General features: G+C 47.3%; 16 protein-coding genes. 15 read left to right on the top strand and 1 reads right to left on the bottom strand.

The window, feature by feature from the left end; genetic code table 11:
* Positions 1 to 82 precede the first annotated feature (82 nt).
* The 10 genes from CRG97_RS25900 to glnA all read left to right on the top strand — a co-directional run bounded on the left by CRG97_RS25900 (position 83) and on the right by glnA (position 14046).
* Positions 83 to 769, top strand: a complete 687-nt coding sequence (locus tag CRG97_RS25900) for a response regulator transcription factor (protein WP_098748545.1) — start codon at positions 83 to 85, stop codon at positions 767 to 769.
* Position 770: 1 nt separating this feature from the next.
* Positions 771 to 2228, top strand: coding sequence for a sensor histidine kinase (locus tag CRG97_RS25895; RefSeq protein WP_098748544.1), 1458 nt, complete (start codon positions 771 to 773; stop codon positions 2226 to 2228).
* A gap of 52 nt (positions 2229 to 2280) precedes the next feature.
* The gene (locus CRG97_RS25890; RefSeq protein WP_098748676.1) at positions 2281 to 3231 is read left to right on the top strand and encodes a 4-hydroxy-3-methylbut-2-enyl diphosphate reductase; all 951 of its coding nucleotides are present in this window, start codon (positions 2281 to 2283) and stop codon (positions 3229 to 3231) included.
* A gap of 743 nt (positions 3232 to 3974) precedes the next feature.
* Positions 3975 to 4931 carry an ABC transporter permease gene (locus CRG97_RS25885; RefSeq protein ID WP_098748543.1) on the top strand — a complete coding sequence of 319 codons (957 nt, stop codon included), beginning with the start codon at positions 3975 to 3977 and terminating at the stop codon, positions 4929 to 4931.
* A gap of 31 nt (positions 4932 to 4962) precedes the next feature.
* Positions 4963 to 5859 carry a carbohydrate ABC transporter permease gene (locus CRG97_RS25880; RefSeq protein WP_076324467.1) on the top strand — a complete coding sequence of 299 codons (897 nt, stop codon included), beginning with the start codon at positions 4963 to 4965 and terminating at the stop codon, positions 5857 to 5859.
* Between the two features lie 79 nt (positions 5860 to 5938).
* A complete protein-coding gene (locus CRG97_RS25875; protein WP_083659761.1) occupies positions 5939 to 7609 on the top strand; it encodes an extracellular solute-binding protein in 1671 nt (556 codons plus the stop codon).
* Between the two features lie 79 nt (positions 7610 to 7688).
* Positions 7689 to 9263, top strand: a complete 1575-nt coding sequence (locus tag CRG97_RS25870) for a response regulator (protein ID WP_098748542.1) — start codon at positions 7689 to 7691, stop codon at positions 9261 to 9263.
* Between the two features lie 38 nt (positions 9264 to 9301).
* Complete coding sequence (locus CRG97_RS25865) at positions 9302 to 11092, top strand: sensor histidine kinase (protein WP_098748541.1); 1791 nt, start codon at positions 9302 to 9304, stop codon at positions 11090 to 11092.
* Between the two features lie 179 nt (positions 11093 to 11271).
* Positions 11272 to 12327, top strand: a complete 1056-nt coding sequence (aroF, locus tag CRG97_RS25860; RefSeq protein WP_098748675.1) for a 3-deoxy-7-phosphoheptulonate synthase — start codon at positions 11272 to 11274, stop codon at positions 12325 to 12327.
* A 294-nt stretch (positions 12328 to 12621) separates the two neighbouring features.
* Positions 12622 to 14046 (top strand): type I glutamate--ammonia ligase, encoded by a 1425-nt coding sequence (gene glnA / locus CRG97_RS25855; RefSeq protein WP_098748540.1) that lies wholly within the window; start codon positions 12622 to 12624, stop codon positions 14044 to 14046.
* Between the two features lie 177 nt (positions 14047 to 14223).
* On the opposite strand, the gene CRG97_RS25850 is transcribed toward glnA, so the two are convergent.
* Positions 14224 to 15267 (bottom strand): LacI family DNA-binding transcriptional regulator, encoded by a 1044-nt coding sequence (locus CRG97_RS25850; RefSeq protein ID WP_098748539.1) that lies wholly within the window; start codon positions 15265 to 15267, stop codon positions 14224 to 14226.
* Positions 15268 to 15682: 415 nt separating this feature from the next.
* Here CRG97_RS25850 and CRG97_RS25845 point away from each other — a divergent pair, with 415 nt between their 5' ends.
* From CRG97_RS25845 to CRG97_RS25825, 5 genes are all read left to right on the top strand, one after another.
* Entirely contained in the window at positions 15683 to 17023 is a 1341-nt protein-coding gene (locus tag CRG97_RS25845; RefSeq protein WP_098748538.1) for an ABC transporter substrate-binding protein, read from the top strand.
* Positions 17024 to 17130: 107 nt separating this feature from the next.
* Complete coding sequence (locus tag CRG97_RS25840; RefSeq protein WP_076324460.1) at positions 17131 to 18024, top strand: carbohydrate ABC transporter permease; 894 nt, start codon at positions 17131 to 17133, stop codon at positions 18022 to 18024.
* Positions 18024 to 18860: a carbohydrate ABC transporter permease gene (locus CRG97_RS25835; protein WP_098748537.1), complete on the top strand. Its 837-nt coding sequence runs from the start codon at positions 18024 to 18026 to the stop codon at positions 18858 to 18860. Before CRG97_RS25840 ends, CRG97_RS25835 begins: the two co-directional genes overlap by 1 nt.
* Before the next feature lie 25 nt (positions 18861 to 18885).
* Positions 18886 to 21612 carry a GH36-type glycosyl hydrolase domain-containing protein gene (locus CRG97_RS25830; RefSeq protein WP_098748536.1) on the top strand — a complete coding sequence of 909 codons (2727 nt, stop codon included), beginning with the start codon at positions 18886 to 18888 and terminating at the stop codon, positions 21610 to 21612.
* A 78-nt stretch (positions 21613 to 21690) separates the two neighbouring features.
* Positions 21691 to 22575: a hypothetical protein gene (locus tag CRG97_RS25825; protein ID WP_098748674.1), complete on the top strand. Its 885-nt coding sequence runs from the start codon at positions 21691 to 21693 to the stop codon at positions 22573 to 22575.
* Positions 22576 to 22633 lie beyond the last annotated feature (58 nt).

The raw sequence follows: 22633 nt of genomic DNA, 5'->3' as shown, positions 1-22633 counted from the left end.
TGTCTTGTCCTTGAGGCGACCGATATAATGGGATTGTAACGTCGAACTAAATTAAACGTTAGAAGATAGAGGAGATGTCGCTATGCGATCCCGGATATTAATTGTAGATGATGATGAGAAGATTATTTCCATGCTGCGCAGGGGACTTGCGTTTGAGGGCTATGACGTCCTGAGCGCATCCAACGGAGCGGAAGGCTTGAAGGTGATCTTGAGTGAGGACCCGGACGTTGTCGTTCTGGATGTGATGATGCCTCAAGTCGATGGATTTGAAGCGTTGCGCAGACTCCGGGAAGGCGGAAGCACGACACCGGTGCTGATGCTGACCGCGAAGGATGAAGTGGAGAATCGGGTGAAGGGACTGGATACCGGAGCGGATGATTATCTGGTCAAACCTTTCGCGCTGGAGGAGCTGCTTGCCCGCGTACGGGCTTTGCTGCGCCGTAAAACCGGGGACGATAGCTCTAACCACCGACTGACCTACGAGGATCTTGTGATGGATACCGATGCAAGGGAAGTTATTCGCAGCGGGCAGCGACTGGAACTAACCGCCAAGGAATTTGAGCTGCTGCATCTGTTTATGCAAAATCCGAAGCGGGTGCTGTCCCGCGATTTAATAATGGATAAAATATGGGGCTATGATTACAGCGGGGAGTCCAACGTGCTGGAGGTTTATATCGCCATGCTCCGGCAGAAGACCGAGGAACATGGAGGTAAACGGCTGATCCAGACGATCCGCGGAGCCGGCTATATTTTAAGAGGAGATAACTAGCATGTCCATTCGGTTAAGACTGACAGCATGGTATACCGGCATTTTATTTGTGACACTGCTGATTTTCAGCTCGGCGGTGTATGGCTTTGTCCATTTGTATACGTATGAGGAGTTAAAGCAGCGATTAGTACAGGAAGCAAATAAGATTGGTTACACATCTTCGTCTGTTGCACTTCTACCGGATCGTTCCTCCGCGCTTAATATGGAGGCAGCTGATTTATACGTTCAGCTGTATACTTTCTATAATGGGTCCATCTGGAGATCTGGGAATATGGAGTTCAGTGGTTTGCAATTTGAGAATCCGACTGTAGACAGAGCATTAAGTATGACCAAACCCGGAGAGTTTAAACGATTTTCGTTTAATGGGGCCTCCTTCATTGTATACGAATCCCCGGTCGTTGAAACGAACTCAAGGAAATTATTCGGATGGCTTCAGATCGGAGCAAGTACGCGAACCATCGAGCAAACCTTAGATCGACTCCAATCCATCCTTATCATGGGATCCGCAGCAACACTTGTCATTGCTTCAACATTAGGGTTATTCCTCGCCCGGAAATCCATGAAACCGATCGGCAAGGTAACGGAGGCAGCGGAGCAGATCCAGAAGGGGACCGACCTCAGCGTACGAATCGAATACGATGGTCCGGAAGACGAGATTGGTCAGTTGATTGGCACGTTTAACGGGATGCTTGAGAGGACGGAGGGCTTTTACAAAGAGCTTGAAGATGCCTATGCGGCGCAGCGCCGATTTGTATCGGATGCTTCCCATGAACTCCGAACGCCCCTGACCACCATCCGGGGGAATGTGGATCTCCTCCAGAAGATGTGGACGGAAGCCCCTGGCGAGAGAGCGAATATGGACGAGGAAACGATTAAGCAAATCTCGGTCGAAGCGGTGGGAGATATATCCGATGAAGCGAAGCGGATGAGCCGGCTGGTGAACGATATGCTGTCTCTGGCGCGGGCTGATACCGGCCAGACCTTTGAACTGGATCCGGTCCCTCTGCAGCCTTTGGTTGAAGAGGTCGCAAGGCGCGCTCATTTCCTCGAGAAAACCGCTGAGTGGCATGTCGGAGAGCTGTCTGTCCTAAACGGGGTTTATGTAGAAGGAAATAAGGACTACTTGCAGCAGATGCTGTTCATTTTTATCGAGAATGCGTTCAAGTATACGCCGGAGGGTGAGGTCAGCCTGGATGTCGTCCTGTACAAGGGTCAGGTCGGTCTGCGCATTTCGGATACGGGGATCGGTATGGATAAGGATGAGGTTCCGTTTATATTCGAGCGCTTCTACCGTGCGGATCAGTCGAGAGGCATCACGAGTGGCACCGGTCTTGGACTGTCTATCGCCAAATGGATTATTGATGAGCACAAGGGCTCTGTCGAGGTTGTTACCCGAAGAGGGGAAGGCAGCACCTTTATCGTCTGGCTGCCCGTCGTCTTTGCTCCTCCTCTGGAATAGGTTATAATAGACTAGATACTTTACGTATTACAACGGAAAGCAGGTGAGGATCATCGAAGTCTTGAAAATATCGCCGAGAGGTTACTGTTACGGTGTCGTTGACGCTATGGTCTTGGCACGTCAGGCGGCCCAGAATCTGGATCTTCCTCGGCCTATTTATATATTGGGCATGATCGTGCATAACAGTCATGTCACGCAATCCTTTGAGGATGAAGGCATCATTACGCTGGACGGTCCGAATCGGATGGAAATCCTGAGTCAGGTGGAGAGCGGCACCGTTATTTTTACCGCACACGGGGTCTCTCCCGAAGTACGCAAGCTTGCGAGAGATAAAGGGTTAACCACGCTCGACGCCACTTGTCCTGATGTGACGAAAACCCATGATTTGATCCGGGAAAAGGTAGCGGACGGGTATGAGATCATTTATATCGGGAAGAAGGGGCATCCCGAGCCGGAAGGCGCGATCGGGATTGCACCGGAACACGTGCATCTGATCGAGAAGGAAGAAGAAATTGAACAGCTTCAGATAAATTCGTCCCGAATCATCATTACGAACCAGACAACGATGAGTCAATGGGACATCAAGCATATCATGAAGAGTCTGCTCGATAAATTCCCGGGAGCGGAGATTCATAATGAAATTTGCCTTGCAACGCAAGTGCGGCAGGAAGCGGTAGCCGAGCAAGCGGGCCAGGCAGATTTGGTCATCGTGGTCGGGGATCCGCGCAGTAATAACTCGAACCGTCTTGCACAGGTATCCGAAGAGATAGCTGGCGTTCCGGCTCACCGCATTGGCGATGTGACGGAGCTTAAACGCGAATGGCTTGAAGGCGTAGGCAAAGTGGCTGTTACATCAGGGGCATCAACACCGACTCCAATTACCAAGGAAGTCATCGCCTATTTGGAACAATATGAACATGATCAGCCGGAAACTTGGGAGATCAAACGTACGGTGAATATGAATAAACTGCTTCCGCCGGTTCGGGTGAAGAGTAAGTCATAAGAATGGAATACTAATTTTCTTAATACAATCGTCGCGATTTTATCGTGACGGTTGTATTTTTTTGCTGATATCGGTACGTCCTTAATATTATCTTGTCATCGTCCTATTTGGCTCCTTTTCTCGAACAGGGGGATAAGCGTTTATTTTCATGATCACCTATGATATATTAGGAGTTCGAGTCCATTGACTACAGAAAATGGTTTATAGCATACCAGCAGAGGACAGCGTTCAGCTAAACATTGATGGTGTTACCGGAAATTATATCAGTTCATGAATCATTACCTAAACATAACAAGAGATCCATTTTTAATAGTTCAAATTAAGGCTGTTTTAGCATTTATCCATGATGCAATATCAGGTAATAGTGATCGTTATGGATTGTAGCTTAGTTTATAAAAACTATGAATGGTTTAGCCAAATCGTGCTAATTGATAAACTCTCCCCTTGTGGTGAATGGTGGAACAACAGTTCATTTGAAATGAACTGAACACTGTAGACCTAAGGGGATTTTCTATGTCCCGTATTAAGAACAGACGATGAATTTTGGACAACCTCGCCGGATACAGGATCATTTTTTTGGACTAGCAGTAACCCCGTAAATATCCCAAATCTGTAAGCGTTTTAATTTTCGATTGAATAATATCATTTTTCGTTGAATAGGCAAATGTTTATATTGGATAGTTTATTCTACAATGTTAGACATCAGGTAAACTTCATGGCATAGAACACACGGGGGGTTGGACATGGCGCAAATATCCGTAGAACAGGAACCTGTTCCAAAACGGAAAAAGGACAGCTTATTGATTCGCTTTGCTAAACAATGGGATATTCAGTTAATGGTGCTTCCTGCACTCGCACTCATTTTTGTGTTTAGCTATATACCGATGTACGGTATTCTAATGGCTTTCCAGGACTTTAACATTTTCAAAGGGATGGGCGAGAGCCCATGGGCTGGATTCAAGCATTTCGAAATGTTTTTTGAATCACCTGAATTTATGACGGTTATGCGAAACACGATCGTCATCAGTTTACTTAAATTTATCATTGGTTTCCCTGCACCGATTATGCTGGCGCTGATGCTGAACGAGGTTCGGCATATGTTCTTTAAGAGATTGGTGCAAACCGTCAGTTATCTACCGCACTTCCTGTCTTGGGTTATCGTTTCAGGATTTGCGATTTCTCTCTTGTCAACGGATAACGGCAGTGTGAACATTCTGCTACAAAAGCTGAATTTGATTGAAGAGCCGATCAACTTCCTGTCCATTCCTAAGTATTTCTGGACGATACTCGTAACGACAGGGGTTTGGAAAGAGATCGGGTTCTCCTCGATTGTTTACTTGGCAGCTGTTGCCGGGGTTGACCCGCACATGTACGAAGCAGCTGACATGGATGGTGCAAGCAAATTCAGGCAGATCTTTACGATTACGCTTCCATCGATTATGCCGGTCGTTGTTATCTTTATGATTCTTGCCATTGGTAACTTGCTAACTGCGGGCTTCGAAGACATCTTGCTCTTGGCTAAGAACCCGGTATTGCGAGAGGTATCCGACGTTATCGACACGTATGTCTATCGAATAGGTATTGAAAATTCCCGATTCTCATATGCAACGGCTGTAGGCTTGTTTAAAGCGGTAATCAGCGTCATGCTTCTGACGATTGCCAACTTGATTGCACGTAAATCAGGGAACAGCTTATGGTAAAAGACCACTATGATGAAGGGAGCGGGTAATTGTGGTACGTCTAGCATTTGGTGACAAAGTGATGATGGTCATCATTTATATCTTCTTGGCATTACTGGCCTTTGTAACTTTTTATCCGTTTTGGAACGGACTTGTCATTTCATTTAACTCAGGTTCAGATACAGCAATGGGGGGCGTTACCTTCTGGCCCCGGGACTTTACATTAGAGAATTATGGGATCGTCTTTCAGGATAACAGGCTGCTGAATGGTTTCAAGATTTCGGTGCTTCGTACCGTGATCGGAACCATCTCCTCCATACTTGTAACCTCTATCTTCGCTTATGGGATGACGAAGAGCGAACTGATCGGCCGTAAGTACTACATGGTTATGTGTATTATTACGATGTATTTTGGCGGTGGCTTGATCCCATCCTTTATGCTCGTTCGCGGTTTGGGTCTGATGGATTCTTTCTGGGTGTTCATTATTCCGGGCTTGGTAAGTGTGTGGAACATGATCATCTTCCGGACGTTCTTTAACGGCCTCCCGAATGGTCTTGAAGAGTCCGCCAAAATTGACGGCTGTGGCAACTGGGGTATTTTCTTTAAGATCATTCTCCCACTGTCCGGTCCGGTAATCGCAACATTGTCATTGTTCACCGCGGTTTCGCATTGGAATGAATGGTTCTTGCCGAGTATCTACATCAATAACGAGAACTTGCTGCCAATTCAGACCATGCTTCGCCAGATATTGAACTCTAATATTATGTCTGAACAGATGAGCAATCTAGATTCGGCTTCTCAGGCCGTTCTCTCCCGGATGCAGAGTGTGACCTCCAAGTCGTTGTCCATGGCAACCATGATGGTGGCAACACTTCCGATTATTATGGTGTATCCATTCGTACAGAAGCACTTCGTTAAAGGTGTTCTGGTAGGCTCCCTGAAAGAGTAAGGGCAACAATATGTGTTGTTTGAAGCATTATGCTTTAGACATAAATATCAAGTGTAAAGACGAAAGGGGAAATTAGAGAATGAGGTTGAGAAAGAAATCGCTGACCACATCGATGACGGCTTTGCTTGCGGCAGCGCTAATGCTTTCTGCATGCGGCGGCGGCGGTGGAACCAAGACTGCTAACCCTGAGCCAGCAGGCGAAAGCGGAACTAGCACGCCTCCAACGGAGGCATCTGACAAGTTTGTGCTTGGCGAAACTCCGCTTGAGTTCAGCTTCTATGGTCATTATAACGAGTACACCATGCCTCCATGGGGGCAAGACGAATCCTCGAAATGGATTAAAGAGAATAAGAAAGTAACCGTAAATGCCATTCATTCGCAAGGTAACGCACAACAAAAATTCAATACCATGATTGCTTCCACGGAGCTTCCAGATGTTATGTGGATGGATCGCGGACCGGATGTAGAGAAATTACGTCAAGCAGACATGCTTGTGCCTTATGACGAATATCTCGATAAATACCCTAACTTGAAGGAATGGATGGGTGAGGAAGGCCTGAACATGCTTCGTTCCCCTGACGGTAAACTGTATCAGTTCCCGAACTGGTATACGAACCAACCGAACGGTAACGCAGGGTATGTTGTTAATAAACAAATCTACCATGAGTTAGGTTCACCTAAACTGGAAACAACAGATGATTTGTACGAATACCTGAAAGCAGTTAAAGCCAAATATGGCGATAAAGTTGTTCCATTTGAACCGCACGTTCAAGGTCAAGGTATTGAAGTACTGTATTCCGCTTTTGCTGAAAATGCTCTAACGCGCTGGATCAGCATCCGCGGCGTGCCTAACGGTGACAAGTTGTCTTCCATCTTTACTGATCCTATCTTCCGTGAGTCGATGCAGTATTCCGCGAAGCTGTTCCGTGAGAAGTTGATTTCTCAGGATGCTATGACTCAAACTGTAGATCAGGTTAAAGAGAAAGTGAACACGGGACGAGTTGCAGTATATGCTGCTTCAAGCCCGACTGAAAATGCAATGAACGCACATGCCGATTTGGCAGCAAAAGATCCAAACGGAGGATATTTCATGATCTGGCCGATTCACAAAGAAGGCCTGGACAAGAACAAAATCTTCCCTGGTACTTACACGCAATTGGGTTGGAACGTAAGTGTAATTACGAAGTCTGCTAAAAATCCAGAAGCGATCTTCGCATTCCTGGATTGGTACACAGGTCCTGAAGGACAAAGTGTTCTGATGTGGGGTCCTCCAGGAGGATATTGGGATGGATTTGAAGACGACGGTGTGACACCTAAATTTACTGAGAAGTATGTATCTGATGCAGCCGGTCTTAACAAGCTGCAAGCGATAACAACGAACTTGCATTGGAACGGTAACACGGTATTTATTGATACAGCAAAAGCAAAATATGAAAGCACATTGCCAGAGGAGCAGCGTAACTGGTCCACTCGTTGGCAGTATGAAGTCACTTGGAAAACTCAAGCAAATGCTACGGAATACATCAACCTCGATCCGGCCCCGGACAGCGAGGAAGGAATTATCCGTCAGCGTGTAGAAGATATCTTTACAGAATCCAGAGCGAAAGCCCTGTACGCGAAGGATGATGCTGAAGTATTGGCAATCCTCGACAAGGCGGAAGCCGATGCGCAATCTGCCGGATATGATAAACTTCTTGCATTCAAAACAACGAAATGGCAAGAAAACGTTGCAAAAATGAAAGGCCAATAATAATCTTTACTTAAAACCAAGAAGGGTATGCTGCTCATGCAGTATACCCTTATCGGAATTTATGGGGGAGATGGTACCCGTGTATAAAGTGCTGCTGGCAGACGATGAAATACTGGACCTAGAGGGCATGAAGAGCTTTATTCCATGGGAAAATCTCGGAATGAAAGTGGTAGACTCGGTCAATAATGGCTTTGCTGCCTGTGAGGTTCTCGAAAGGGAGAAGATCGACATCCTCGTTACCGATGTACGCATGCCGAATATGACCGGGCTTGAGCTTGCTCAGCGGGCACTGAAATTGCAGGAGGAACTCCGGATTATCTTCGTAAGCGGTTATCAGGACTTTGGTTATGTGAAGCAGGCGATTGCCTTGAATGCATGCAGTTATGTGCTAAAGCCGATGGAGGACCAAGAGCTGATTGATGCATTAACGAAGGTGAGGGTGGAGCTGGATCGTCTCCATGAACGCAAGGAGACCGAAGAAGCTTACCAGCAGATGATCCCCATCCTCAAAAATCAGTACCTCCTGCAAATTCTTCAGAGGCCCTACGATGGAGCCATACTGGATATTATCAAGCGGGAGTACCGATTGACGGAGCTTCACTGGCCGGTTTGTGTCATTTTGCTAGAGCTTGATAATGTGAGCACCTGGCGAAGCAGCTTGCTCGATTCCGAGGAAAAGCTTAGTGTCATAGAGGAGTATTTCTCGAGACTGCATAAACTGCTCGAACAGAACGGCTTCGAATACATATGCAAGGTAACAGATCAGCGGACGGCCGTATTGCTTAACGGGGGCAGGGGCAAAGAAGAGATTCAATCCCTGCTTGAGGAATTGAAGCAGGAATATAACTATACGATGACGGTAGGAGAAGGAAGAGCTGCCTACCAACTGGAGCAGCTTCACACGTCGTATCAGGAGGCATTGGCCGCGCTGGACTACAAAATGTTCCGGGGCAAAGGTAAATGGATTCTGTACAGCGAGGTGCCTACCGAGGACCGTGAGGATGTAAAAAGTCTCGATATCCGTCTGGATGCCTTATTTACAGCCATGACAGAGTATGATATCGTTCGTATTTATGATGAACTGGAAGCGATTCAATTGCTTGCATCCAATATCAGATCCAAGTTCACCATACGCAATTTAGCGGTGTATATTATGGTGAAGCTGGAAGGCCATCTTCAGACGATGAATGAAGAGTTATACCGTATGGCAGGATTGGAGCTCAAAAATCTTGATATTCTACTTCATTTTGAAACGATGGATGATATTTTCTCATGGCTTCGCATGAAGGCAATGGAAATTTCGGAAATGCTCAAGAACCGCAAATCAACAAAGAATGGCAGGCTGGTCGAAGAGATCATAGAAAATATCCAAGCGCGTATGCATGAGAATATCACGCTGCGAGATATGGCAAACCGGTTTTCTTTTTCACCGAATTATCTTGGGGTACTCTTTAAGGAAGAAACCGGACATAACTTCAGCGACTATGTAATCAAGCTCCGCATGGAGCGCGCTAGAGATCTGCTCAAGACGACCAAGCTCAAAATATACGAAATTGCATCGCAAACAGGATATCAGTATTTGCCTTATTTCAGCAGGCAGTTTAAGGAAATGTATGGAATGACACCTCTGGAATACCGGCGCAAGCACTCGTAATTGGCAAAATTCAGATTAGATGTGGGGTCAAACAGGTGATGGCAGGGAAATTCGAACGAATACGGGTCAAGATACCTTTCGGGTACAAGTTAATGATTTCGTACTGCGTGTTCATCATTATACCGGTGCTGCTTGTCGGTCAGATTGCGAATCAGGTCTTCGTAAAGTCCACTCGGGAGCAGACGTATAACAATATTCAGGGTACGCTGCATCAGATGAGCGAGAATATATCGTATAAGATGGAGGACATGATCCGCATATCGGACATGCTTTATTTTGATACAACCTTTAACAGTCGTCTGCGTTTTACTGAAAGTGCTTGGATTAGCTATGACACAACGATTAATGTGTTGATTCCGAAGCTGGAGACCGCGGTGAGTACGGCTAACCGAAGGATCTGGTTATCGATCTACCTGCGTAATGACGACCTTAGGGAGATCTATGACAATTATTCCCATTCAGACCCGCTGGATTCCAACAAACGTCTGTTTGATATTTATCAATATGACAGGCTAGAGGACCGGTCATGGTATAAATTGTATCCAAAGGAAGAGAATTATGGCGTAACCTTGCAATGGAAACAGATTGAAGACGATGTGAGGAACGGACGCATTTCCTTGCTGCGGCGGTTGGTGGATATCAGCTCGACGATTAAACCGCAGGAGATCGGATTCATGCGGATCAACGTCAGTATGACCGACCTGTTCGAAAGCATGGATTACAACAAGATCGGTGACGGAACGGCATTATATTTATCGGATTCCCAAGGGCGGGTGGTTCTTTCCTCGGGAGGTATACAGACAACCGTCTTCAAGGAAAAAGAACTTCGCAAGAACGGCGACCTCCTCATTCGGAAGCCCATTCCCCAGCTCGGATGGGATTTGATTGCCGTCGTCCCTGCTCAAATCGTGGAGAAAGATACGGTCAAAATTCGTAATTTAACTTACCTGATCTGTCTGATTTGTATCGCTATCTTTTTTGTGGTCAGCATTTTGGTCTCCAGATACTTCAGCCGCCGGGTTTCCAAAATCGTATCGGTGCTGGACTCGTTCCAGGAAGGGGAATTCCACAAGCGGGTATCCTTTAAGGGCAATGATGAATTTACGCATATTTCCTCTGCTCTGAATGATATGGGCAGCAATATCGGCAAGCTGATCAATGAGGTGTATCTGGCCGACCTTCAGAAAAAAGAAGCGGAACTGGAATCGCTGCATGCGCAGATTAACCCGCATTTCCTATACAACACCCTATCCTCCATCAGCCGCTTGGCGCGGTTTGGGATGCTGGATAAACTGCAGCGTATGGTGATGGACTTAGCGAAGTTTTATCGCCTGTCGCTTAACGATGGCCGGAATATCATCTCCGTGAAGAATGAACTGGAACAGGCTCAGGCGTATGTAGATATTCAAAAGATTAAATACGACGAACGGATGCAGGTTACTTATGATTTCGAGCCGGAAGTGGTCCGGTATGAAACCGTGAAATTGATTTTGCAGCCGTTTATCGAGAATGTGCTGGAGCATGCCTGGACCGGGGATTATATTCATGTTCGAATTACCGCCAGAGTGCTGGAAGACGTCCTGGAATTTAAAATTATCGATAATGGAGTCGGGTTCCCGCCCGGCAGAGTTCTGGACAATACAGGCGGACAGGATCTAACCAATGCCGGATACGGTATTCGAAATGTGGATCAACGAATCAAACTTCACTATGGCAGCGAATATGGGGTCACGTTATTCAGCCGAGCAGGAATTGGGACAACGGTAAGAATTGTGATACCACTCGTGAAGCGAACCGTAGCGGAAGGACGCAGCAAAACATTGATGTAACAGGTAATCGACATCTCCCGATCGTGCAGGCTTGAAGAATGGGCTTGACGAGGGGAGATTTTTTCTGTATATTTACTTTATCAGGTAAAAGCATAAAAGCTTAAAAGCGAACAAGCGCGAAAGTGATTATCCATCGATTGAAATTGAAATTGGAATATATTCAGAAAGAAGGTTTTATTATGATCGTAATTACATCCAATCAAATATCAGAGGAACAAGTTCAGCATATCGTAAGCGAGATTGAGAAGGAAGGACTGCAGGCTCACGTATCCCAGGGGGCGGACCGTACCGTGATCGGGCTGATCGGCAGCGTGAACCCGAAGCTTGCGGAGCATCTTCGCCAAATGAAGGGCGTAGAGAATGTGGTTAAAATCTCCAAGTCCTACAAGCTTGCTAGTCGTGATTTTCATCCGGATGATACCGTCATTGATATTAAAGGCACCAAGATTGGCGGCGGCAATCTGGTCGTCATGGGTGGTCCATGCGCCGTGGAATCCGCACAGCAGATTGACGAGATCGCGCAGCTGGTTAAGGCAGCAGGCGGACAGGTGCTTAGAGGTGGCGCTTTTAAGCCTCGTACGGGCCCATACAGCTTCCAGGGCGTTGGCGTTGAAGGTTTGATTATGATGGCGGAAGCCGGGCAAAAACATGGCCTGCTGACGATTACGGAGGTTATGACGCCCGAATACGTGGATATTTGCGCGGAGTACGCCGATATTCTGCAAGTGGGTACCCGTAATATGCAAAATTTCGATTTGCTTCGGAAACTGGGTACCTGCGGTAAGCCGGTTTTGTTGAAAAGAGGTTTCAGTTCAACCTATGATGAATTCCTGAATGCAGCGGAGTACATTCTTGCCGGCGGCAATCCGAATGTCATGCTCTGTGAACGTGGAATCCGAACATTCGAAACGTACACCCGAAATACGCTGGATTTATCTGCCATCCCTGTTTTACAAGGGTTGAGCCACCTTCCGGTCATTTCTGATCCGAGCCATGGAACAGGACGACGCGAGCTTGTCGAACCGATGTCCAAGGCATCCGTGGCGGCTGGAGCAGACGGCCTTATTATTGAAATGCACACAGATCCAGATAATTCCATGACAGGCGACGGGGTTCAATCCCTGTTCCCGGATCAATTTGCCGCATTGCTTAAAGACTTGGAGCAGCTGGCCCCACTAGTAGGGAAAAGCTTTGCGACTGCCAAAGCACCTGCTTCTGAATTTGCGCGCGTATAGTAATTGATAAGCGACGTTGTACACTCGGGGATAGCGTTAAGAACATAGTTAAGGTTCGCCAATTCCTTAAATCTAATATAAAAGACATCTGCAAAAAGCTTGCAGGTGTCTTTTTTCTGGGTTTACATTAATTGGTTTCTTATGTTATATAACCTGACATTGTTTTCAAAAATACCTTACATAGGTATTGACGTCAGGTTATCTCCCGGCATATAATGACGAAAAGAAATCGAAAGATTATGAACATTGTTAAGCTGTTTAAGTCTTAATGTTCGGAAATTGGGAGGAAGAGACATGTCGGTAGAGAAAGTATTGCAAACCATTAAAGAGAACAATATTGAGTGGGTCGATTTTCGTTTTGTAGACTTGTCGGGACGGGTTCATCATATTAGCTTGCCGGCTTCAGAAGTAGATGAAGAAACATTCGTGAACGGGGTAGCGTTCGATGGATCTTCTATTCCAGGATTCCGCGGCATTGAAGAATCGGATATGGTTATGATGCCTGATCCGGATTCTTGCTATATCGATCCGTTTACAGCACATCCTACGCTTAACATTATGAGCAACATTTATACACCGGAAGGTGATTCATATGAGCGTGACCCGCGCGGTATCGCAGCTCGTGCCGAGCAATACCTTCAAGAGGCCGGTATCGGAACAGCAGCATTCTTCGCACCGGAATCCGAGTTCTTCCTGTTTGATGAAGTTCGCTATGAAAGCTCCATGAACAGCTCCAGCTATTTCGTAGACTCCGAGGAAGCACATTGGAATACGAACCGCAAGGAAGAAGGCGGCAACCTTGGTTTCAAAGTTGGCGTTAAGGGTGGATATGTTCCAGTAGCACCTGTGGATACTCAGCAGGATATCCGCAGCGAAATGTGCCGATTGCTTGATGAAGCAGGACTTCGCGTTGAGCGTCATCATCATGAAGTAGCAACTGCCGGCCAAGCGGAAATCAACTTCCGTTTCGATACATTGAAGAAAACAGCTGACAATTTGTTGATCTATAAATATATCGTCCATAACACAGCGCGCCAATATGGCAAAACGGCTACGTTCATGCCGAAGCCATTGTTCGGGGATAACGGAAGCGGCATGCACGTTCACCAGTCCATTTTCGATGGTGACACCCCATTGTTCTATGAAAAAGGCGCTTATGCTAACCTGAGCCAAACAGCGATCCACTACATCGGCGGTATTCTGTACCATGCGCCTGCATTGATCGCTTTGACGAATCCAAGCACCAACTCCTTCAAACGTCTGGTACCAGGCTATGAAGCGCCGGTTAACCTCGTATTCTCCAAGGGCAATCGTTCTGCCGCAGTGCGGATTCCGGTTGCAGCCGTAACGCCGAAGGGCTGCCGCATCGAGTTCCGTACACCGGATTCCACGGCGAACCCTTACCTTGCATTCTCCGCTATGCTGATGGCTGGCTTGGACGGTATCAAGCGTAAAATCGATCCTACCGCACTCGGTTATGGACCATTCGATAAAAATATCTATGAATTGTCCGACGCCGAGAAGAAGGAAATCCGCAGCGTACCGGGTTCCCTGGACGAAGCCTTGGATGCACTTCAAGCAGACTATGAGTTCTTGACTGAAGGCGGCGTATTTACGCAAGAATTCCTCGAGAACTTCATCGAGTTCAAGCGTGCCGAAGCCAAAGCGGTTAACATCCGTGTTCATCCGCACGAGTACTCCCTCTACTACGACCTATAATAAACAACGTCAAAAAGCCTAGGGCATCATGCCCTGGGCTTTTTTTTGCACACATATAAAGCCTAGCTAGGTTAGGCGAGGATGACCATACCTAGGGAGAACAAGGGCTATTTTCAAAGGCAGGCATGAATAGCCTTGCTCTTGGCTGAAGCAGCCCCTTACTCCCTTACCCCAGCTTTACTCTTTAAAGTATCCGTAGTGATGCGTATTGCTTCCGCAAGATTCCCGAACGATGAGTTCAGGCTCTACGACAAAGGAGCTGATGGGCGATTGTTTATGGATAAGGTCGTAGAGCATGAGCGCTGCCAGGCGACCGATTTTCTCTTTGTTTTGCCGAATCGTCGTTAGTTTGGGTGTTGTATATTTGCACGCCTCAATATCGTCACAACCGATGATCGATACATCGTCAGGGACCTTCAGGCCATGTTCCTGAAGCGCTTGGATGGCTCCAATCGCAATCTGATCGGAGGCCGCAAAGATCGCGCGAGGAAGGGAACCCGCTTGGATCAGCCGTGTCATGGCTTTGTATCCGCTTGCCTCATGAAAATCTTCACCGCTTAGGAACCATTCCGCACGGGCTGGAAGCCCGAAGCTATCCATGGCGTTACGATAACCGGCTTCACGCTTGTTGGAGATTTCAGACTCCTTGCTGCCTCCGATGAACCCCAAGTCTCTGAAGCCTTGAAGATAGAAATGCTCCACGACCTTCGAGGACATTTTATAATTATCGGACATGATATGCCCCGACATTTCGCCGAACAGTTCAATATCGACCCCGATACACGGAATATCGCTCTCATCCAGCTCTTTAATCGAGGGCTCGATTTCCTCGCCGGATATAATGACACAGCCATCCACCTGATAATGACGACATCGGCCGAGGTAGTCGGCGTCATCCCCTTGGAATTTCTCATTTGAAAAAAACAGTAGATCGTAACCGAGAACCCCCATTTGCTTCTTAAAGGAATTGAGAACTTCAACAAAAAAAGGATGAGTAAAATCGACATTCAGCTTTCCCGCAAATATGATGCCGATTAAATTCGATTTCTTGGTTGCTAATGTTTTCGCAGAATTGGAAGGGGTGTATCCCGTCTCTTTCATAATTTCCAACACGCGTGCTTTGGTCTCTTCGGATACATCACTGTAGTTGTTGATAATCTTGGAGACGGTGGATACGGATACCCCGGCCATTTTAGCGATTGTTTTGATGTTTAACGCCATGCAAAACGCCCCTTATTCTGTTTATATTATCATTTCATAATTTTCGTGAGTTTTCGTTAAGTATGATTGCTACTTGTCCGTTATTCAGTACAGAAGCGAAACTGTTTCGTAAATTAGTGTATCTGCTTTAACTAGGTAAGTCAATGAAGAGAGTAGTCAGGATGCTTGTAATAGAAAGGAATAAAGCTGAATCGCGTTCAATAACAAAATATTTTGGGAAAGAGAAAAAAAGCTTTGACAAACAAAATATTATGAGTAATAATAGGCCTTGCGAAACCGCTTTCGGTATATTTCGCTGAATTTCGAAAATTTATAATTATTGTTTCGTAACATCAAGATTGTACTGGGCGAGAAAAAGCGGAATGATGAATCCGGTTTCATAATGAATTGCACTTTAATTTCAGGGGGTAAGGAAATGATTAAGAAATTATCAGCAATACTTTTGGCGGGTGCTCTGACTTTCTCGCTAGCGGCTTGCGGAAGCAGTGATTCAGCCGATAAAGGTACACCTGCGAAAGGTGATAAAAAGGTCATCAAAATTTTACACTGGAAACAAGATAACATCAATAAAGCGGTTGAAGAGATCAACAAGAAATTTGAAGAGAAGTATCCTGAGTATACGATAGAGTATACCACTACGGGTCCGGATGACGAATACAAGCAGGCGCAGAGAGCAAGAATTACCGCTAATGACGTCGACGTTTTGGCTGATTTATCGGGAATGAGACTTTCCCCGCAGGAATGGACACCGGGTGCGAAAGTACCTGATTGGCAGCAGTGGATTGATACGGGATTGATCGCGGATTTATCCGACCAAGCCTTCATTAAGAATTATAACGCTAACGATATTGAAAAAGCCGGAACTTATAACGATAAAGTGTATGCGATTCCAACGGGCAAGGTTGCGATGTCCGGTCTGTTCTACAATAAGGAGATCTTTGAACAGAATGGATTGAGTGTTCCGAAAACGTGGTCGGAGTTCATCAAGCTCAATGATGATCTAAAAGCCAAAGGCATTACCCCGATTGTTGTTGCAGGTAAAGACGTATGGCCTTTGAAACTCCCTGTATTCGCCCTGCAAGCCAAAATTCTGGGCGGCGGAGACCAGCAGAAGTGGATTGAAGGCGTTTGGAAAGGCGAAACGGCTTATAACGATGAACAAGCAATCGAAGTATTGGAAAAAATGAAGACGCTTCAAGACAATTACATGATTGACGGATTCATGGGGATTGATTATGCAACAGCGCCTTCCTATTTTGCAACAGGAAAAGCGGCCATGCTGGCTGATGGCTCTTGGGATGCTCCAACCGTCGCAGCAGCAAATCCGGAGCTGAAATTCGGTTACTTCCCGCTTCCGGCTACGGAAGATGCAGCCAAGAATGCCTCTTTTGTCGGCAAGTATGACGTAACCTGGTATGCAACCGAGAAGGGACCGAACAAAGAAGGAGCCCTAAAATGGCTTGAATTCTTCTCCGAGCCGGAAAATTACACGACATTCGTGAAAGCTGCCGGTTTCATCCCGACACAGGATAACATTCAGACGGAAAGCGACTTTATTGACAATGAACTGACCCCATATCTCGGAGAGTTCGAATTGGCGTACGAAATCATGATGATTAACCGTCAAAATATTGGCGAGCATCTGGCTGCAGAAGGTGTTCATACAGAATTCCTGGCACCGGGCGGTCCATACAAAACAGCAAAAGAGCTGGCTGACATTCAACAAAAAGAATGGGAAGCTGCTGCTCCGAAATAAGATTCTTCTATTATAAAGAGACCTATATAGAATGAACCATACTGTAGTCGGGGTCTGTGCAGCAGGCCCCGACATTTATTGAAATGGGATTTTGCGAGGTGAGAGAGATGTATCCATTTGGAAAAGGATTTAACCGATTCATACCCTTATTGCTGCTGCTGATACCGATGGCGCTTTACATCGTGTTTTATTTTGGACCATCGATCCTGACGGTCATCTATTCCTTTACCGATGTCAAGAACCTCCCGGGCAGCACGTACCAATTTGTCGGGCTTGATAATTATAAGGAATTATTCTTCTCGGGGAACTCAGGGGAGCGGTGGCGTTCCATCGTAAACACCCTGATCTTTATGTTCGTTGTTACGATCGTGCAGAACGGGGTCGCTCTGTTTATCGCCGTCATCATTAACCAGCGCCTAAAAGGCGATTATTTCTATCGCGCGGTATTCTTCTTGCCGGTTGTACTGGGCGTAGCTGTCGTTGCTCTCATCTGGGGGATGATGTTCGATCCGTTAAACGGACCTGTCAATCGCCTCTACGACGCTCTCTTCGGCTATCAGGACATGTTCTTTGGGAGCTTCACTCACGCGTTCGGCTATATTATTTTCGTCCAAATTTGGATGTACATGGGCTATTCCATGCTGATCTTTCTGGCCGGACTCCAATCGGTCCCTAAAGATTTATACGAGGCGGGTCATATTGACGGCACCAGCAAGTGGCAATCTTTCCGTCATATTACCTTCCCCCTGATCGCACCATCCTTCACGGTGAATATGCTGTTATCCATCATTGGCGCAATGTCTACCTTTGATATCATTTTGGCGACAACAGACGGTCGCTTCAATACAAGGACGATGGCTTACGACGTGTACAAAGAGACGTTCCGGGGAAGCTTGGAAATGGGCCTTCCTTCGGCGCTGTCCGTTGTGCAGTTCCTGATTATTCTCCTCTTTGTTGTGGTGGCTGTCAGACAGACGCGTAAGAGAGAGGTGGAGTATTGATGCGAAATTCCAAAACCACGCAAATTCTTTCTTACGCCGTCATATGTTTGCTGCTGATTCTGTATGTCGTTCCGCTTCTGCTCGTATTCAACGTATCACTTAAGTCCTTCAACGAATACTTGCTCAATCCGATCGGGATCGTCCAGAACATGGAATGGGGTAATTATACGCAGGCATGGTCTGAGGGCAATTTCGCCGGTTATTTCGCGAACAGCTTAATTTATACGGTAGCTGCGACGGTACTGACCATCATCGTGTCGTTGTTTGCGGCGTTTCCGGTCGCGCGCGGATATGTGATGTGGAGCGGCTTCATATATATGTTCTTTTTGCTGTCCCAGTTTCTTCCGAATCCGATGGTTGCCCAGTATAAACTCATGCTGTCCTTCAAGGAGAGTGTTTCGTTCTTCGGGTATGATACCAAGCTTGGTTATATCTTGCTGAAAACGACGGGAACGGGCGTTGTGTTCATGATGTTTGTCGGCTACATCAAGTCGATTAGCCGCGATCTGGATGAGGCCGCCGGGATGGATGGTTCCGGTTATATCCGTTACCTGTTCCAGATCATTCTGCCGCTGATGAAGCCGGTTATCGCAACGGGCGTCATTCTGACCGCGATTGGAATCTGGAATGATTTTGTCGGTCCGATCATGTATCTCCCGAGTCCGTCCAACTATCCTATTACGTTTGGCCTAAAGGAATTCAGGGGGCAATACGGGAATAACTGGCCGCTGCTTGCATGCGGAATTACGATCGTAGCGGCGCCATTGATCATTCTGTACACGTTCATACAGAAATATCTGGTGGACGGGGCGCTGGCCGGAGCCGTCAAATCCTAAGGCATAGAAGGGAAGAGATCGCGATATGAAATCAACAGGATGGAAGTTTGAGGGAAACCATGGGGTCTTTACGTTGCGTAATCCCGAACATCATAACTATTTATATTTTCCTTTAGTGAATGAGGCCGGCATGATGTCGGCCGTCACGCCGAATCTTCACGGTGAAATGACCAGCAGTCATAATACGTTTTTCATGTCGCCCGTATCGGTGGAGGATCTACATAATTCCAAGTCCGCACGTAACTTCTGGGTGCATATTGACGGGCATGGCGCATGGTCCGTAACCGGAAATTCAGCCAAGCAGAATGCAAACCGGTTCATGAACAAAGAAGAAGAAAGCCAATTGGCAGCCGGGTTTTTATGGCATAAGCTGACACGGATGAACGGGGAAGCCGGACTGCAAGCGGAAGTAACCAGCTTCGTTCCGGTAACGGATGACAAAATCGAGTTAATGAAAGTAACGCTGACCAACGTAGGCGAGCAGACGCTAAAACTGACCCCTACCGCGGCGATCCCGCTGTATGGCCGTTCGGCAGACGACCTGCGGGACCACCGTCACGTGACATCCCTGCTTCACCGGATCTTTGTCCATCGCAAAGGGATCGAAGTCCAGCCTGCTCTCTCATTTGACGAGCGGGGTCACCGTATCAATCACGTATCCTACAGCGTCCTAGGTGCGGAAGCGGACGGTGCGGAACCGATCGGCTATTTTCCGGTGCTTGAAGAGTATATTGGGGAAGGCGGCGCTCTCGATTGGCCTGAGGCTGTCATTGCCAATAAGCAAGCGGGCGCGCAGGCAGGTGACTCCTTGGAGGGATATGAGGCCATTGGAGGTCTGCGGTTTGCGGGGGTTCAACTGCAGCCTGGCGAATCCAGGGCTTATGTTATGGCGATGGTCATTTCGGAAGATCGCGCCGAGACCGGAAGACTTGCCGAAACGTATTTATCGGAGAAGCGCTTTGATGAGCTGCTTGCTCAGAATGAAGCCTATTGGAATGACAAACTGAATACCGTATCCTTCCATACCGGCGATCAGCAGCAGGACTTGTGGATGAAATGGGTAACCTTGCAGCCGATATTGAGGCGTCTCTATGGCAACTCATTTCTTCCTTATCATGACTATGGCCGTGGAGGACGTGGATGGCGTGACCTCTGGCAGGACTGCCTGGCATTGATGATCATGGAACCATCCGAGGTCCGGTATCTGCTGCTTAATAATTATGCGGGTGTACGGATTGATGGAAGCAATGCTACAATTATTGGAACGAAGCCCGGTGAGTTTATCGCTGACCGGAACAACATACCGCGCGTATGGATGGATCACGGTGCATGGCCGTTCATGACGACGCTGCTTTATTTGGATCAGAGCGGGGATTTGGATTTCCTGAAGCAGCCGCAGACCTATTTCCGCGACGTATTTGTAAGTCGGTGCAAGGAGAAGGACAGCGGATGGCTGCCTGAGCATGGGAATCTACTCTTAACCGTGAACGGTGAGGTATACGAAGGTACGATACTGGAGCACATGCTGCTGCAGAATCTGGTTCCGTTCTTTAATGTAGGTGAGCACAATAACATCAAGCTTGAGGGAGCGGACTGGAATGATGGTCTCGATCTTGCTCCGGACAGAGGCGAGAGCGTAGCCTTTACTGCGTTCTATGCAAGCAATTTGATGCAGCTTGGCGATCTGCTGCTGGCATGGCAGGACAGAGAAGGCGTTGAGTTTCTTGAAATCGCGGAGGAAATGGCTGTGCTGTTCGATTCGGTAACGGCACCCGTCTCATATGAAGATGTGCAGGGGAAGCTGGAGCTGCTTGATCAGTATTATGAGGCTGTTAAAGTCTCCGTGACCGGAAACAAACGAGAGTTTAGCGTTACGGATGTTGTGAAGGATTTGAAACTGAAAGCGGACTGGATCATCCGGCATTTGCGCAGCAAAGAATGGATTACAAGCCAAGAAGGATACTCGTGGTTTAACGGTTATTACAATAATGACGGAGCGCGCGTGGAAGGCGATCATCCCCTTGGCGTGCGCATGACGCTCACAGGCCAGGTCTTTGCCGTTATGGGCGGAATCGCGGACGATGAACAGGTAGGACAAATTACGAAGTCGGTTGATCGGCATTTAAAAGATCCGAGCATCGGCTATCGTCTGAATTCGAACTTTGGCGAGATTCAGCAAAATCTCGGGCGGGCATTCGGTTTCGCGTTCGGACATAAAGAGAATGGAGCCATGTTCAGCCATATGAGCGTCATGTACGCTAACGCTCTCTATAAGAGAGGTTTTGTCCAAGAGGGATACGAGGTATTGCAATCGATTTACGATTTAAGCAATGACTTTGAACGCAGCCGGATGTATCCGGGTATTCCTGAGTACATCAACGAGAAGGGGAGAGGGATGTATCCCTTTCTTACCGGGTCGGCAAGCTGGCTTTTGCTCACCATGCTGACCGAGGTTTTTGGAGTGAAAGGAAATCTGGGACATCTGCTCTTGGAGCCGAAGCTTAGTCCTTCGCAATTCGGAGCCGACGGTACTGCTGCTGTGCATACGCGGTTTGCGGGTAAACAGCTTCAGATTGTATACAGCAATCCGAAGCGATTGGATTACGGAAGTTATACGATTCAATCGGTAACGCTGAACGGCGAGAAGATTCAGCTGCGCAGTCAGAAACCGGGGGCTGCCGAATTGGATCGCAGCTTGCTGTCTGCGTTATCCGAAGACGAGTGTCAACGAATTCGTGTCGAGCTTGCCTGACACACGAGCATACAACATTTGGGAAGCCCCGGCAGGCAAGTTGGCCGGGGCTTCTTCATCATGAATGGAGCGATTGTTTTGGAACATCAATTAGCAAACGGGCAATTGGAAGTCGATATAGCGGAAGTCGGTCTTTATCAAGGCACGCGTTTTGACCGGACCGGTTTCATTACCCAGGTCAAATTGACCGAGAGTGGTCACACATTCTGTGTTCATGAGTTTGCGGATGGGTTTAACCCTCAGGCCGGGTCCGGATTGTGCAACGAGTTTGGACTGCATGAGGGGATGGGTTATGCAAAGGCGGAAGTAGGTGGGTGGTTTCCCAAATTAGGAGTGGGCCTTCTCAAACGGGTCAGCGAGGACCCGTATCACTTTCAGTATACGTATCCGGTGGAACCTTTCAATGTGGATATCACTTCGGATGACGTGAGCATTTCATATACAATGCATCCTAGGAACGTCAAAGGGTATGGGGCAAAACTCGTTAAGAAAATCTCGATTCAGGACACGGCATTGACGATAGATTATGAGCTCTGCAATGAAGGAAGCCAAAGGATGGATACGGAGGAGTACATTCATAATTTCATAGGGATTAACGGAGAACTGGTAGGACCAGAGTATAAACTGAAGTTACCGGTCCCTGTCCGCTTTACGGAGGTCGAATCGGATTATACCTCGGGCCTGCTGTCTGTTCAGGATAACGAGATAGGCTGGAATGCCAGACCGGACAAGCCCTTTTATGGGAGAATGCAAGGCTTTATCGGCAGCGATTATCCTTATTCCTGGGAGCTAACGCACAGCGCCAGCAGGGCGGGAGTCAGGGAGATTAGTGATTTTCCGGTCGCGCATATGGCTCTGTGGGGGACCGGCCACGTTATATCGCCAGAAGTGTTTATTCAATTAAGCCTGGCACCCGGAGAAAAGAGATCCTGGAGTAGAAAGTTCCAATTCTTCTGTTGGTAGCCGGAGAAATCAATGTGAATAATTACACTTGAAGGTCTATGGGATTGTTGCTATGATT

The sequence above is a fragment of the Paenibacillus sp. EZ-K15 genome (genome assembly GCF_002573715.1).
Taxonomy (GTDB): domain Bacteria; phylum Bacillota; class Bacilli; order Paenibacillales; family Paenibacillaceae; genus Paenibacillus_AQ.
The sequence above is the reverse complement of the archived record's forward strand: the minus strand, read 5'-3'. Positions and strand labels throughout refer to the sequence as shown.